The organism is Lentzea sp. CC55, assembly GCF_021056325.1.
In the GTDB taxonomy this organism is placed as follows: domain Bacteria; phylum Actinomycetota; class Actinomycetes; order Mycobacteriales; family Pseudonocardiaceae; genus Lentzea; species Lentzea jiangxiensis.
In genome coordinates this window covers 160,512-175,569 of the sequence record NZ_JAJCXE010000008.1, presented here as the reverse complement: position 1 = coordinate 175,569, position 15,058 = coordinate 160,512, and the positions used below count along the sequence as shown (strand labels likewise).

Below are 15,058 nucleotides of genomic sequence, written 5' to 3'. Positions count from 1 at the left end.
CTCGGCGGCGTGGAGACGAGGCAGCGCCAGGCCGACCGCAGCCGCGGGACCAAGCGGAAGCTGATGGAGGCGACCGTCGAGTGCCTGGTGGAACGCGGCTGGTCCGGCACGACGACGACCGAGGTGGCCGAGCGGGCCGGGGTGTCGCGCGGCGCGCAGCTGCACCACTTCCGCACGCGCGGGGAGCTGGTGGCCGCGGCGGTGGAGCACGTGGGCGCGGAGAGCGTCGAGGTGCTCAAGCGGCGTGCCGAGATCGCCGAGAAGAGCACGCACGCCGTGGTCGAGCTGATCGCGGACTTCCACGCCAGCGACCTGTTCACCGCCGCCCTGGAGCTGTGGGTGGCCGCGCGGACCGATCCCGAGCTGCGCGAGCAGGTGCTCGAGCTGCAGGCACGGCTGGGGCGCGAGGTGTACGGGCTGGCGCTGGAGCTGCTCGACGTGGACGACAGCCGGCCCGGTGTGAAGGACGCGGTGCAGGCAACCCTTGATCTCGTGCGCGGGCTGGCGCTCGCCAACCAGCTCGCCGACGACGCCAAGCGCCGGGCGCACGTGGTGCGCTACTGGGCGCGGATGCTGGAGGAGCAGCTGTGATCACGGAACTGCTGGCCGACCTCGACGCGGAGTCGCGGGACCTCGACGCGCTCGTCGACGGGGCCGACCGGACCCTGCCGACCCCGGCGGAGGGCTGGACGATCGGCCACCAGATCGGCCATCTCATGTGGACGGACAAGGCGGCCGTGCTCGCGATCACCGATCCCGAGGCGTTCCAGGCGCAGCCGCTGACCGCCGACATCGTGGACCGCACGGCGGCGGAGGCGGCGGCGCTGCCGGACCTGCTGGAGCTGTGGCGCGACAGCAGGAGGTCGTTGCGCGAGCACCTCGCGCGGGCCACGGGGAAGATCGTCTGGTTCGGGCCGCCGATGAGCCCGGCGTCGATGGCCACCGCGCGGATCATGGAGACCTGGGCGCACGGGCAGGACGTCGCCGACGCGCTCGGGGTCGTGCGGGAACCGACGTCGCGGATCAGGCACGTCTGCCACCTCGGTGTGCGGACCATGGGGTTCGCCTTCCTGCTCAACGGGCTGGCGGCGCCGGACGCCGAGGTGCGGGTCGAGCTGACCGGACCCGGCGGCGAGTCGTGGACGTGGGGTCCCGAGGACGCGGAGAACCGGGTCTCGGGGCCGGCGCTCGACTTCGCGTGGCTCGTGACGCAGCGGCGCAACCGCGCGCAGCTCGCGGTCGAGGCCACCGGGCCGGTGGCGCGGGAGTGGCTGCCGATCGCGCAGGCCTTCGCCGGGCCGCCCGGAGGTGGCCGGTGATCCGGATCGGCAACGCCTCCGGTTTCTACGGCGACCGGCTGTCGGCGGTGCGCGAGCAGCTGGAGGGCGGTGACCTCGACGTCCTGACCGGCGACTACCTCGCCGAGCTGACCATGCTGATCCTCGGCCGCGACCGTGTGAAGGACCCCTCGCTCGGCTACGCGAAGACGTTCCTGCGGCAGATGGAGGACTGCCTCGCGCTCGCGCTCGACCGGGGCGTCAAGATCGTGGTCAACGCCGGCGGGCTCAACCCGGAAGGCCTCGCGCGCAAGCTGGACGCCAAGGTCGGGTACGTCACCGGTGACGACCTGAAGGAGCGGTTCCCGGGGGCGCTGACCGCCAACGCCTACCTCGGCGCGTGGGAGATCGCGGAGTGCCTGCGGCAGGGGGCTCAGGTCGTGGTCACCGGGCGGGTCACCGACGCGAGCCTCGTCGTGGGACCCGCGGCGGCGCACTTCGGCTGGGCCCGTGACGACTGGGACCGGCTGGCCGGGGCGACGGTGGCGGGCCACGTGCTGGAGTGCGGCACGCAGGCCACCGGCGGCAACTACTCGTTCTTCACCGAGATCGACGTGACGCGGCCGGGGTTCCCGATCGCGGAGGTCGACGAGGACGGGTCGTCGCTGATCACCAAGCACGACGGCACGGGCGGCGCGGTCACCGTCGACACCGTGACGGCGCAGCTGCTGTACGAGATCGGGGCGCCGGAGTACCTGGGACCGGACGTCACCACGCACTTCGACACGATCCGGCTGGACGCGCACGAGCGCGGGGTCAGGATCAGCGGGGTGCGGGGGTCTGCGCCGCCGGACACGCTGAAGGTCTGCCTGAACACGCTGGGCGGCTTCCGGAACTCGACGACGTTCGTCCTCACCGGGCTGGACGTGGAGGAGAAGGCCTCGCTGGTGAGGCGCCAGCTCACCGACGCCATCGGCGAGGAGGGCGTGACCTGGACGCTGGCGCGCACCGACCGGCGGGACGCGGCGACGGAGGAGCAGGCGAGCGCGTTGCTGCACGTGACGATCAAGACCACGGATCCCCGGCGGGCCAAGGGGTTCAGCCGGGCCGCGATCGAGCTGGCGCTGGCGAGCTATCCCGGGTTCCACGTCACGGCACCGCCCGGCGACGGCACGCCGTTCGGGGTGTACCAGGCCGCGTACGTGCACCGTGACGAGGTCAGCCCGAAGGCGGTGCTGCTGTGAAGCGGCCGCTGGGAACGATCGCCGGTGCGCGCAGCGGGGACAAGGGCGGCGACGCGAACCTCGGTGTGTGGGTGCGGTCGGACGCCGCCTACGACTGGCTGCACGGGTTCCTGACGGTCGGGAGGCTGAAGGAGCTGCTGCCGGAGGCCGGTGAGGTCAGCCGGTACGAGCTGCCGAACCTGCGGGCGCTCAACTTCGTGCTGCACGGCCTGCTCGGCGACGGGGTGGCGAGCAGCACGCGGTTCGACCCGCAGGCCAAGGCGCTGGGCGAGTGGCTGCGCAGCAGGGAAGTGGAGATCCCGGAGGAGCTCCTGTGATCACGAAAGACCTGTACGAGCGCAAAGAGCTCAGGGAGCTCGTCCGCGACTTCACCCGCAGGGAGATCGCGCCGCACCTCGACCGGTGGGAACGCGACGGCGAGGTCCCGCGCGAGCTGCACCGCAAGGCTGCGGAGCTCGACCTGCTCGGCATCGGGTTCGAGCACGGTGACCTCCTCGACACCGTTGCGCTGACCGAGGAAATCATCCAGAACGGCGGTTCGTCCGGCGTGATGGCCGCGCTGTTCACCCTCGGCATCGCGATCCCGCACATCTGGCAGACGAAGAACGACGACCTGGTCGAGCGGTTCGCGAAGCCCGCCATCCGGGGCGAGAAGATCGGCAGCCTCGCCGTCACCGAGCCCGGTGCCGGGTCCGACGTCGCGGCCCTGCGGACGACGGCGGTCCGGGACGGCGACCACTACGTCGTCAACGGCGAGAAGACGTTCATCACCTCGGGCTGCCGCGCGGACTTCGTCACGGTCGCCGTGCGGACCGGCGAGAAGGGCTACCAGGGCATCTCGCTGCTGGTGGTCGAGGACGGGTTCACCCGCCGCAAGCTCGACAAGATGGGCTGGCACTGCAGCGACACCGCCGAGCTGCACTTCGACGACGTGCGCGTGCCGGCGGGGAACCTGGTGGGCGAGGAGAACCAGGGCTTCGTCCTCATCATGCGGCAGTTCCAGGTCGAGCGGATCACGATGGCGGTCCAGGCCTACGCGACGGCGCAGCGGGCGCTGGACCTGACCGTCGCGTGGGTGCGCGGCCGCGAGACGTTCGGCCGGCCGCTGATCACCCGGCAGGTGGTCAGGCACAAGCTCGCCACCATGGCGCAGAAGATCGACCTGGCGCGGACGTACACGCGGGAGGTCGCCGCGCGGATCAACCGCGGGGACGACTGCGTCACCGAGGTGTGCTTCGCGAAGAACGCCGCCGTGCAGGCCTGTTCCGAGGTCGTCGACGAGGCGGTGCAGCTGCACGGCGGCATGGGCTACATGCGGGAGTCCGAAGTGGAGCGCCACTACCGCGACGCCCGCATCCTCGGCATCGGGGGCGGGGCGAGTGAAGTGATGACCGAGCTCGCGGCACGACGATTGGGGTTCGCCTGATGGGCAACAGGGAGGCGCTGCTCGCGAAGATCGCGCAGCTGGACGCCGAGCACGCCAAAGCGCTCGCCGGAGGTGGGCCGAAGTACGTCGAACGGCACCACGGGCGCGGCAAGCTGCTCGCCCGCGAACGGGTCGAGCTGCTGATCGACGAGGACAGCCCGTTCCTGGAACTGTCGTCCCTGGCGGCCTGGGGCACCGACTTCCCCGTGGGCGCCTCGGTCGTCACCGGGATCGGGCGGATCGAGGGCGTCGAGTGCGTGATCGTCGCGAACGACCCGACGGTGCGCGGCGGGTCGTCGAACCCGTACACGCTGCGCAAGTCGTTGCGGGCCAACGACATCGCGTTGCAGAACCGGCTGCCGCTGGTCAGCCTCGTCGAGTCCGGCGGCGCCGACCTGCCGACGCAGAGCGAGATCTTCATCCCGGGCGGCCGGGCGTTCCGCGACCTGACCAGGCTCTCCGCCGCGGGCATCCCGACGATCACCGCCGTGTTCGGCAACGCGACGGCCGGTGGCGCGTACGTGCCGGGCATGTCCGACTACGTGATCATGGTCAAGGACCGCTCGAAGGTGTTCCTGGGCGGTCCACCGCTGGTCAAGATGGCGACCGGTGAGGACGCCGACGACGAGTCGCTGGGCGGCGCGCTGATGCACGGCGCCACCTCCGGCCTCGCGGACTTCGTGGCCGAGGACGAGACCGACGCCATCCGGCTGGCCCGCCGGGTCGTCGCCCGGCTGAACTGGCGCAAGCAGGGGCCTCGGCCGGCGCCCGTCGAGGAGCCGCTGTTCGACGCCGAGAGCATCCTCGACCTCGTCTCCGAGGACCAGCGGGTGCCCTTCGACCCGCGCGACGTCATCGCGCGGCTGGTCGACGGGTCGCGGTTCGACGAGTTCAAACCGTTGTACGGCACCAGCCTCGTCACCGGCTGGGCCCGCGTCCACGGCTACCCCGTCGGCATCCTCGCCAACGCGCGCGGTGTGCTCTTCAGCGAGGAGTCGCAGAAGGCCACGCAGTTCATCCAGCTCGCGAACTCCAGCGACACGCCGCTGATCTTCCTGCAGAACACCACGGGCTACATGGTCGGCGCGCAGTACGAGCAGGGCGGCATCGTCAAGCACGGCTCGATGATGATCAACGCCGTCTCGAACAGCCGGGTGCCGCACCTGACGATCACGATGGGCGCCTCCTACGGCGCCGGCAACTACGGCATGTGCGGCCGCGCGTACGACCCGCGGTTCCTCTTCACCTGGCCCAACGCCAAATCCGCCGTGATGGGGCCCGCGCAGCTCGCGGGCGTGCTGTCGATCGTGGGACGGCAGGCCGCCGCCGCGAAGGGGCAGGAGTACGACGAGGAGCACGACGCCGCCATGCGCAAGATGGTGGAGGCGCAGATCGAGGAGCAGTCGCTCGCGCCGTTCCTGTCCGGCAAGCTCTACGACGACGGCGTGATCGACCCGCGCGACACCAGGACCGTGCTCGCCCTCTGCCTCTCCGCTGTCCACAGCGGACCGATCAAGGGCGCCGACGGCTTCGGCGTCTTCCGGATGTGATCGACGTGATCAAGACCCTCCTGATCGCCAACCGGGGCGAGATCGCCCGCCGGATCATCCGCACCTGCCGGGACGGCGGGATCCGCGCGGTCGCCGTGTTCTCCGATCCCGACGCGGACTCCCCGCACGTCCGGGAGGCCGACCTCGCGGTCCGGCTGCCGGGTGCGTCGCCCGCGGAGACCTACCTGCGCGCCGGCCTGCTCGTCGAGGCGGCCCTGCGAGCGGGCGCGGACGCCGTCCACCCCGGCTACGGCTTCCTGTCCGAGAACGCGGACTTCGCGCGGGAGGTGCAGGCGGCGGGACTGACGTGGGTCGGCCCCGAGCCGGACTCGATCGAGGCGATGGGCTCCAAGGTCGCCGCGAAGAAGCGGATGGCCGCCGCGGGCGTGCCCACGCTGCCCGAGCTGGACCCCGAGACCGTCACCGAGTTCCCGGTGCTGATCAAGGCGTCGGCCGGTGGCGGTGGCCGCGGCATGCGGATCGTCCGCGAGGAGGCCGGGTTCGCCGACGCTCTCGCGAGTGCGCGGCGCGAGGCCGAATCCGCGTTCGGCGACCCGACGGTGTTCTGCGAGCCCTTGCTGGAGCACGCGCGGCACGTCGAGGTGCAGGTCCTCGCGGACAGGCACGGCACGGTGTGGGTGCTCGGGGAACGCGAGTGCTCGATCCAGCGGCGCCACCAGAAGATCGTCGAGGAGTCGCCCAGCCCCGCGGTGACCGCCGAGGTGCGCGAGCGCCTGTTCGCCGCGGCGACGGCGGCGGCCGAGTCGATCGGGTACGTCGGCGCGGGCACCGTCGAGTTCCTGCTGAAGGGCGAGGACTTCCACTTCCTGGAGGTCAACACGCGCCTGCAGGTCGAGCACCCGGTGACGGAACTGGTCCACGGCGTCGACCTCGTCGACTGGCAGCTGCGGATCGCCGAGGGGGCCGCGCTTCCCCCGCAGGCACCGCCACCGCGCGGCCACGCGATCGAGGTCCGCCTGTACGCCGAGGACCCCGCGCACGACTGGCGTCCCGCGAGCGGCACGCTGCACCGGTTCCACGTGCCCGGCGACGTCCGGGTGGACAGCGGCGTCGAGGACGGTTCGGTCGTCTCCGTGCACTACGACCCGATGCTGGCCAAGGTGATCGCGTACGCACCGACGCGCCTTGCCGCCGCACGCAAGCTCGCGGCGGCGCTGGAGAGCGCGCGGATCCACGGCCTGGTCACGAACCGCCGGCTGCTCGTGGACGTCCTGCGCCACGACGCCTTCCTCAGCGGCGACACGCACACCGGATTCCTGACCGAGCACGACTTCACCCCGACCGTGGACCCGCAACCGTTTGCGCTCGCCGCGGCGCTCGCCCAGGCGGCCACGCGCCGGATCGGGACGTTGCCGCTCGGCTGGCGCAACGTGCGGTCGCAGTGGCCGAAGGCGCGGTTCCTGCACGGCGAGGAGCTGGTCGAGGTCGAGTACGACCCGGCGCAGGCCACCGCGGACACCGTGGTGCTCGACCTGGACGGCGTGCGGGTCCCGTTCCACGTGGCCCGCTACGGGGACGTGGTGGAGGTCGACTCGCCGCGCGGGTCGGTGAGCCTCGCGGTCGTGCCGCGCTTCCCCGAGCCGGAGGCGAGGCTCGCGCCGGGCGCGACCGTCGCGCCGATGCCCGGAACCGTGGTCCGGGTGGGCGTCGCGCGGGGCGACGTGGTCGAGGCGGGCGCCGAGTTGCTGGTGCTGGAAGCGATGAAGATGGAACACCGCGTGCTCGCGACCAGCGCGGGCACTGTCACCGAACTGCTCGTGGAGAACGCCCAGCAGGTCAACGCCGGAGACGTCCTGGTCGTAGTGGAGGAACAGTGAGCTTCGTCGAGTCCGAAGAGCGGATCGCGCTGCGCAAGGCGGTCGCCCAGTTCGGTGCGAAGTACGGCCACGAGTACTTCACGGCCAAGGCCAGGGCGGGGGAGAAGACCACCGAGCTGTGGGAGGAGGCCGGCGAGCTCGGCTACCTCGGCGTCGCGGTGCCGGAGGAGTACGGCGGCGGTGGTGGCGGCATCGGCGACCTCGCGGCGGTGTGCGAGGAGCTGGCGGCGGCGGGATGCCCGTTGCTGCTCATGGTGGTCTCGCCGGCGATCTGCGCGACGGTGATCGCGCGGTTCGGCACGGACGAGCAGAAGACCAAGTGGCTGCCCGGTTTCGCGGACGGCACGCTGAAGATGGCGTTCGCGATCACCGAGCCGGACGCCGGGTCCAACGCGCACAAGCTGAAGACGACCGTCCGCCGCGACGGCGACGACTGGGTGCTCAAGGGCACCAAGACCTACATCTCCGGCGTCGACGAGGTCGACGCCGTGCTCGTCGTCGCGATCCAGAAGACCGGACCGGTGCTCGTCGTCGTCCCGACCGACGCCGAGGGCTTCACCCGGCAAGAGATCGACATGGACCTGTTCCTGCCGGAGAAGCAGTTCACGCTGTTCTTCGACGACGTCCGGCTGCCGTCCGACGCCGTCGTCGGCTCGCCCGGCCAGGGACTGCTGCAGGTCTTCGCCGGGCTCAACCCCGAGCGGATCGTGGGCGCGAGCATGGGAACCGGGTCGGCACGGCTCGCCATCGCCAAGGCGGTCGAGTACGCCCGGCAGCGCACCGTCTGGGACACCCCGATCGGCGCGCACCAGGGGCTCGCGCACCCGCTGGCGAAGATCCACGTCGAGGTCGAGCTCGCCCGGCTGATGACGCAGAAGGCCGCCGCGCTCTACGACTCCGGTCACGACAGGGAGGCGGGAGAGGCCGCGAACATGGCCAAGTACGCGGCGGGCGAGGCCGTCGCGGCGGCCGTCGACCAGGCGATCCAGGTCCACGGCGGCAACGGCCTGAGCCGGGAGTTCGGCCTCGCGTCGATGCTCGCGTCGTCCCGCCTTTCCCGCATCGCGCCCGTGTCGCGCGAGATGGTGCTCAACTTCGTCGCGCAAAACTCGCTGAAGCTGCCCCGCTCGTACTGACACACTGCGGGCCATGGGGACTTTCAGGAACGCGGACGGCGCCGTCCTCGCCTACCACGGCGAGGCAGGCGACCCGGTGATCTGCCTGCCGGGCGGGCCGATGCAGGCGTCGTCCTACCTGGGCGGGCTGCCGCTGCGGGACGTGGTCCGGCTCGACCTGCGCGGCACCGGGGAATCGGAGAAGACGGGCCACTACCGCGTCGACCACCAGGTGCACGACGTCGACGCGCTGCGCGGGCACCTCGGCCTCGACCGGATCAGGCTGCTCGGCCACTCGGCGGGCGCCACGCTCGCCGTCCTCTACGCCGTGCGTTTTCCCGAGAGGGTCGAGGAACTGGTGCTCGTCGCGCCCAGCCCGCGCGTCGCCGGCGTCGACGTCACCGACGCCGACCGCAGGGAGGTGGCCCAGGCGCGCAGCGGTGAGCCCTGGTACGCCGAGGCGGTCGAGGGGTTCGAGGAGATCTGGGCGGGCAGGGTGACGCCCGAGGCGTTCGCGAAGATCAGCCCGTTCCTCCACGGGCGCTGGGACGACGCGGCCCGCGCGCTGGACGACCACCCGCGCAACCCCGGAGCCGCGGCGGAGTACTACGCCGACGGCGCGTTCGACACCGCCCGCGTCCGCGAGGAGCTCGCCGGGCTCGACGTGCCGGTGCTCCTGGTCGCCGGTGAGGTCGACGTCTCGCTCCCGCCCCGGCGCGCGCGGGAGTTCGCGGACCTCTTCCCGCGCGCGACGCTCGTCGTGCAGCCCGGGGCCGGTCACTTCCCCTGGGTGGACGACCCCGCGGCGTTCGCGGCGGCGGTCCAGCGCATCCCGTAGAGACCGGGACCGAAGTCGAGAGCGGCGGCGTGCGCGCAACCCCCCTCGTCCACCGGGGCGGGGCGCGTGCCGCCGGACAATTCCGCACCGGCCGGGCCGGAGGCGAATTGTTCGCACGACTCGGGTGGCGACCCGGCCGGGAATTTGATCTCCAGAACGTAGTCGTGGACGCGTTCGGCGAACCGCCGGAAATGCGTGTGCTCCGCGGTCGGGCGCGGATAGATCAATTCGTACTCGATCGCGACGGAGTCACCCGTGGAGATCGGTTCGTCGAACACGAGCTCCGCGACGAGCACGCCGTTCGTGCGTTCCCGCGCGACCCTCCCGACCTGGCAGGAACGCACGGCGGTGAGCGCGGGCTGCGCCGAACCCGTTTCCTGGCACAGGATCCAGCGGTCCACATCGGCCGCCCTCGCCTGCATGACCTGGCGTGAGCGGACGCCCAGCACGCCGCCGCACGGCGCGACCTCGACCCTGTCGTGCTGGGCGGTCAGCACCAGCCCGGACCCGTCCCACGGCGTCCGCGCCGAGGTCTGCCGCCTGCGCGAACGGCCCCGCGGCCGCGGCGGGCCGAGCAGGCGGCTCAACGCGGTCTCCGGCAGTCCCAGCACGTCCTCCAGCTGCGCCAGCGCCCTCAGCGACTCCGGCCGCTCGGGTCTGCGCCTGCCCGACTGCCAGTAGCTCAGCGCCGTCACGCTGATCGGCGCGCCGCGCAGCTTCAGGCGGTGCTGCAGCCGTTCCAGGCTGAGTCCCCGCACCTGGATCGCGACCCTCAGCGCGTCCGCGAACGGACCCGTCACCAACAGGTCGGCGAGCTCCTCGTGCGGTGGGTGAATCGTGAGCATCGGTCCTCCGTTTCACGGAGTCAAGATCGGAAGGCTATCGGCGGCAAAGGGAAGTCGGTACAGCCGATCGGCGGTTTTGCCCGGGTTCGGAACTCGGCAGGTTCAGATCTCGGGACTATTACGCCGCCAATGTCCTCGACCGGGTTCCTGGGCATCCCTGCGACGAACAGGACTTGTGCAATGCGCAAGACAGCGACCCCCCTGGGTTCGGCGGTCGTGATCGCCGCCTTCGCCGCGCCCGCCACCGCCACCGCCGGCGAGATCCGCGTCTCGCCCGGTGAGAACATCGCCGGCAGCTTCATCGTCAAGCTGCGGGACGACGCGGTCACGGCGAGCGCGCAGACCCTCGGATCCCGGTTCGGCGGCCAGGTCGGGCACGTCTACGACGCCGCGTTCCGAGGCTTCTCGATCAGGACGAGCGACGCTCGGGCCCGCAGACTCGCCGCCCACCCGTCGGTCGAGCACGTCGAACGCGACCAGGTCGTGAGCACCCAGGCGACGCGGACGAACCCGCCGTCGTGGGGCCTCGACCGCATCGACCAGCGCACCCTGCCGCTGGACCAGCGCTACACCTGCAACACCACCGGCTCCGGCGTGAACGCCTACATCATCGACACCGGTGTCCGCGTCACCCACCGCGACTTCGGCGGCCGTGCCCGCAACGGCTACGACTTCGTGGACAACGACGCCGTCGCGCAGGACGGCAACGGGCACGGCACGCACGTCGCCGGCACCGTCGCGGGCACGGCGCACGGCGTCGCGAAGGCCGCGACCGTGTACGGCGTCCGCGTGCTGGACAACTCGGGCTCCGGCACCATCGCCGGTGTGGTCGCGGGCGTGAACTGGGTGGCGGCCGCGATCACCTCCAACGCCACCGACGGCGAGGTGACCAACCCCGGCCCGAGCACGACCACGAGGCTCCTGCACCGGGCCCCGACCGGCTGAGCCCCGTGCCGCGCGCGGCCCCGGTTCCCCGCGGACCGGGGCCGTCGTTTCCCCGCACAACCCCGCACCGAAAGGAAGTCCGCCCGTGAGAGCCCTGCTGGCAGTCGCCGCCGTCGCGGCAGCGGTCGTGGTCGCCCCGGCGTCCGCGGCCACGTCGTCCTACGTCGTGGTCCTGCGTGACGGGACCGTGTCGTCGTTCGGCGGGAAGGTCGACCACACGTACTCCCACGTCTTCAACGGGTTCAGCGCTCACCTCACCGCACGCCAGGTGCGTGAGCTCAAAGCGGACCCGAACGTGTCCTCTGTGGAGCGCGACGGGGTCGTGCACGCCAACGGCGTCCAGCTCGACCCGCCCTGGGGCCTGGACCGCGTCGACCAGCGGGCGTTGCCGCTGGACCGGCGCTACGAGTACACGACCACCGGCCGCGGCGTGAACATCTACGTGATCGACACCGGGCTTCGCGTGACACACGCGGACTTCGGCGGCCGTGCGCGCAACGGCTGGGACACCGTCGACAACGACGCGATCGCGCAGGACGACAACGGTCACGGCACGCACGTCGCGGGCATCGCCGCGGGAACCACCCACGGCGTCGCGAAGCAGGCGACGGTGTGGGGCGTGCGCGTGCTCAACGGGTCGGGCTCCGGCACGATCTCCGGTGTCATCGCCGGAGTGGACTGGGTGACGCGCAACGCGGTCAAGCCCGCCGTGGCCAACATGTCGCTGGGAGGCAGCGCTTCCGCCGCGCTGGACACCGCGGTGAAGAAGGCGATCGACTCGGGCATCTCGTTCACGGTCGCCGCGGGCGGCGGCAACACCGATCCTTCCGGCTCGTCGCCGCAACGGGTTTCGCAGGCGATCTGCGTGGGTGCGTTGACGCAGAACGACACCAAGTCGTCCTCGTCGAACTACGGGCCGCTGGTGGACATCTGGGCACCGGGCGTCAGCATCCCGTCGGCGTGGAACACCTCGGACACCGCGACCGCGACGCTGAGCGGCTCGTCCATGGCCGCACCCCACGCGGCCGGTGTCGCGGCGCGTTTCCTGGAACGCGACCGCACCGCCACGCCCGCGCAGGTCGAGCACGCGCTGGTTACCACGGGCACGCCGGGAACGCCACCCGTCACTCGTATCCTCCACTGGCCGCCATCGCTGTGAAAGTGAATTGTTCGGCAATGCAAGGGCGTCTTGATCTCTGGGACACCCTTGGCAGGAACCGGATCTCTCCATAACGTCGAAAGCGCTTCGTTCCCCTGCAAAGAACGGAAAGCGACACCATGACGCGAAAGATCCGGTTCCTGGCCGGTGCCGGCGTGGCGAGCCTCGCCCTGTCGGTTCTGATGGTTCCCAGCGCTTCCGCCGCCGAAGGCGAGGTGTTGTCCCTCGACGCCCCCGAGAAGATCGCCGGCAGCTTCATCGTGAAGCTGAAGGAGGGCAAGGGCAACTCGCACGCCCTCGCCTCCCGCTTCGGCGCGAAGGTGGAGCGCGACTACACGAGCTTCGGCGGCTTCAACGTGAAGCTCACGGAGAAGCAGGCCAAGCGCCTCGCCGCCGACCCGTCCGTCGAGTTCGTCGAGGCCGACCAGGTCGTGCGCACGCAGGCGACGCAGACGAACCCGCCGTCGTGGGGTCTCGACCGCATCGACCAGCGCAACCTGCCGCTCAACAGCTCCTACAGCTACACCTCGACCGGCAGCGGCGTGACGGCGTACGTCATCGACACCGGTGTCCGCGTCAGCCACTCCACGTTCGGCGGCCGCGCCACCAACGGCCGTGACTTCGTGGACAACGACGCCGTCGCGCAGGACGGCAACGGCCACGGCACGCACGTCGCCGGCACCATCGCGGGCTCGCAGTACGGCGTCGCCAAGAACGCGCGCATCGTCGCCGTCCGCGTGCTCGACAACAACGGCTCCGGCACCCTCGCCGGTGTCGCCGCGGGCATCGACTGGGTGGGCAACAACGCCGTCAAGCCGGCCGTCGCCAACCTGTCGCTCGGCGGCGGTGCCAACGCCACCCTCGACACGGCCGTCCGCAACGCCGTCGCCAAGGGCGTGACCTTCGCCGTCGCCGCCGGCAACTCGAACGCCAACGCCTCCGGCTTCTCCCCGGCCCGCGTGACCGAGGCGATCACCGTCGGCTCCACCGACCGCACCGACGCCCGCTCGTCGTTCTCGAACTACGGCTCGGTGCTCGACATCTTCGCCCCCGGCCGGGACATCACCTCGTCGTGGCACACCTCCGACTCGGCCACCAGCACCATCTCCGGCACGTCGATGGCCACCCCGCACGTCGCGGGTGCGGCCGCCCGCTACCTCTCGACGAACCCGTCGGCCTCCCCGGCCGCGGTGGCCTCGTACCTGGTCGCGCAGTCGACGCCGTCGAAGGTGACGAACCCGGGCACCGGTTCGCCGAACCGCCTGCTGTACCTCGCGCCCACCGCGTGAGACCGCTCTGAGTGAAAGGGCCGCGACCCCGGTCGCGGCCCTTTTCCTATCCTGGGTCCATGGTGGAGGGTCTGAAGAGGATCGACTGGTACCGGTTGCGCAGCCACGACGGGTACGGCGACGACCTCCCCCGGCTGCTCAGGCAGGCCCGGACCTCGGTCGAGCCGCACGAGGAACTGGTGCGGCACCTGTGCGGCGACGAGTTCGAGGTGAGCGAGGCGACCGCGGCGGCGTGGCCGTTCCTGCTGGACCTCGTCGCCCACGACAACACCCCCGGCCGCGAGTGGCTGCTGGAGAACGTGTGCGGCGCGATCGCGGTCGCCGGCGGCAGCGGCTCCCACGGCGTCCACCCGAGCTGGCCGCCCGCCTGGGAGGCCTCGAAACCGGCGCTGCTGGCCCTGCTCGACCACAGCACCGTGGCGGTGCGGCGGGGTGCGCTGTTCGTGCTGGGGCAGGGGCGCGGGGACAGCGCGCCGGTGCTGCCCGCCCTGGCGCGGCGGTGGGGCGAGGAGACCGATCCCGCCACGCGGTTGTGCCTGGTGCTCGTCGCGACGGAGTTCGCGGGCCGGGGCGACGAGGCCGCGCTCTCGTGGCTGCGCGAGCGGGAGGTGCCGGACGACGAGCCGCGCGCGCGGATGCTCGTGTCGGCGGCGACCCGGCCGGACGCCGGGGTGGTCCTGCGCGGCCTGACCGGGGACCTCGGGCTGTTCCTCGAGACCGGGCAGTTCGAGATGGGCTACGACGAGGTGCTGGAGCACGTGCTCTGGCTGGTGCGGCCCCACGACTTCGAGGGCATGGACCTCGTGCTGGCGCTGGTGGACGTGCTGCCGTGGCGCACGGAGGCGCTCGACTACCTGAGGAGGCTCTTCGAGCGCGACACCGCGGACGTGGGCCTGGTCGTGCCGTACGTGCCGGTGTGGGCGGCTGATCCGGACGTGCGGCTGCGGGCCTTCGCGGTGTGGCTGGTCGGTGTGGCGCGGGCTCGCCAGTACCGGCGCCTCGTCGAGGAGGCGGTGCACGACCACGCCGTGACCTCGCTGGGCCAGCGCGTCTCGTCCCTGGCCACGTCGGTGCTGATGGACCTGCGGTGAGGCCTGTGCTGCAAGGGCTCGACGACGTCGCGTGGCACTCGGTCGACCACGCCTGGGGCCCCGCGCTCGACACGCCGGGCCACCTGCGGGCGCTGCTGTCCGACGACCCGGAGGTGGTCGCCGGGGCCATCGGCGACCTCGACCGGACGATCCACGAGGAGGGCGGGTTCGTGTGCCCGGCGGCCACGGCGGTGCTGCCGTTCCTCGCCGAGGTCGTGCCGCTGCTGCGGGAGGACCACCGGGCGGCGGTGCTCGACCTGGTCGCGCGGATCGCGGACGACGGCGAGAACGCCGAGCAGGTCCACGACGGGTGGCACGCCGCGTGGGCGGAGGCGGAGCCGGTGCTGGGGAGATCATCCGGGCAGCCGGAAAGCCCTGCGTGACAATCTGCCGGTGGCTCCGGCTAGCCTTGACGGCAAAGCTGACTTCGTCTACAAGGAG

The 15,058-nt window shown here is 71.7% G+C and carries 13 protein-coding genes and 1 pseudogene; 13 read left to right on the top strand and 1 reads right to left on the bottom strand.

Features of this window, described 5'->3' with window-relative positions:
• The first annotated feature begins 63 nt into the window (after positions 1-63).
• From L6E10_RS05865 to L6E10_RS05830, 8 genes and pseudogenes are all read left to right on the top strand, one after another.
• The gene (locus tag L6E10_RS05865; protein WP_240010154.1) at positions 64-591 is read left to right on the top strand and encodes a TetR/AcrR family transcriptional regulator; all 528 of its coding nucleotides are present in this window, start codon (positions 64-66) and stop codon (positions 589-591) included.
• A complete protein-coding gene (locus L6E10_RS05860) occupies positions 588-1,319 on the top strand; it encodes a TIGR03084 family metal-binding protein (RefSeq protein WP_236217528.1) in 732 nt (243 codons plus the stop codon). The genes L6E10_RS05865 and L6E10_RS05860 overlap by 4 nt, the downstream gene beginning before the upstream one ends.
• Positions 1,316-2,838, top strand: a pseudogene (locus L6E10_RS05855) (acyclic terpene utilization AtuA family protein). The gene L6E10_RS05860 and the pseudogene L6E10_RS05855 overlap by 4 nt, the downstream one beginning before the upstream one ends.
• A complete protein-coding gene (locus L6E10_RS05850; RefSeq protein WP_236217526.1) occupies positions 2,835-3,947 on the top strand; it encodes an acyl-CoA dehydrogenase family protein in 1,113 nt (370 codons plus the stop codon). The pseudogene L6E10_RS05855 and the gene L6E10_RS05850 overlap by 4 nt, the downstream one beginning before the upstream one ends.
• On the top strand, positions 3,947-5,497 hold the full coding sequence (locus L6E10_RS05845; RefSeq protein WP_236217525.1) for an acyl-CoA carboxylase subunit beta: 1,551 nt from the start codon (positions 3,947-3,949) through the stop codon (positions 5,495-5,497). The genes L6E10_RS05850 and L6E10_RS05845 overlap by 1 nt, the downstream gene beginning before the upstream one ends.
• 5 nt (positions 5,498-5,502) lie before the next feature.
• On the top strand, positions 5,503-7,335 hold the full coding sequence (locus L6E10_RS05840; protein WP_236217523.1) for a biotin carboxylase N-terminal domain-containing protein: 1,833 nt from the start codon (positions 5,503-5,505) through the stop codon (positions 7,333-7,335).
• Positions 7,332-8,471, top strand: a complete 1,140-nt coding sequence (locus L6E10_RS05835; protein WP_236217521.1) for an acyl-CoA dehydrogenase family protein — start codon at positions 7,332-7,334, stop codon at positions 8,469-8,471. The genes L6E10_RS05840 and L6E10_RS05835 overlap by 4 nt, the downstream gene beginning before the upstream one ends.
• Positions 8,472-8,484: 13 nt before the next feature.
• The gene (locus L6E10_RS05830) at positions 8,485-9,288 is read left to right on the top strand and encodes an alpha/beta fold hydrolase (RefSeq protein ID WP_236217519.1); all 804 of its coding nucleotides are present in this window, start codon (positions 8,485-8,487) and stop codon (positions 9,286-9,288) included.
• Here the strand turns inward: L6E10_RS05830 and L6E10_RS05825 are convergent.
• Positions 9,228-10,133 (bottom strand): helix-turn-helix domain-containing protein, encoded by a 906-nt coding sequence (locus L6E10_RS05825; protein WP_236217517.1) that lies wholly within the window; start codon positions 10,131-10,133, stop codon positions 9,228-9,230. The two genes, L6E10_RS05830 and L6E10_RS05825, sit on opposite strands and share 61 nt — an antisense overlap.
• A gap of 180 nt (positions 10,134-10,313) precedes the next feature.
• Here L6E10_RS05825 and L6E10_RS05820 point away from each other — a divergent pair, with 180 nt between their 5' ends.
• The 5 genes from L6E10_RS05820 to L6E10_RS05800 all read left to right on the top strand — a co-directional run bounded on the left by L6E10_RS05820 (position 10,314) and on the right by L6E10_RS05800 (position 15,000).
• Positions 10,314-11,078, top strand: a complete 765-nt coding sequence (locus L6E10_RS05820) for a S8 family serine peptidase (protein WP_308102668.1) — start codon at positions 10,314-10,316, stop codon at positions 11,076-11,078.
• Between the two features lie 85 nt (positions 11,079-11,163).
• Positions 11,164-12,237 (top strand): S8 family peptidase, encoded by a 1,074-nt coding sequence (locus L6E10_RS05815; RefSeq protein ID WP_236217515.1) that lies wholly within the window; start codon positions 11,164-11,166, stop codon positions 12,235-12,237.
• A gap of 119 nt (positions 12,238-12,356) precedes the next feature.
• The gene (locus L6E10_RS05810; protein ID WP_236217513.1) at positions 12,357-13,526 is read left to right on the top strand and encodes a S8 family peptidase; all 1,170 of its coding nucleotides are present in this window, start codon (positions 12,357-12,359) and stop codon (positions 13,524-13,526) included.
• A gap of 59 nt (positions 13,527-13,585) precedes the next feature.
• On the top strand, positions 13,586-14,617 hold the full coding sequence (locus L6E10_RS05805) for a hypothetical protein (protein WP_236217511.1): 1,032 nt from the start codon (positions 13,586-13,588) through the stop codon (positions 14,615-14,617).
• Complete coding sequence (locus tag L6E10_RS05800; protein ID WP_236217509.1) at positions 14,614-15,000, top strand: hypothetical protein; 387 nt, start codon at positions 14,614-14,616, stop codon at positions 14,998-15,000. Before L6E10_RS05805 ends, L6E10_RS05800 begins: the two co-directional genes overlap by 4 nt.
• Positions 15,001-15,058 lie beyond the last annotated feature (58 nt).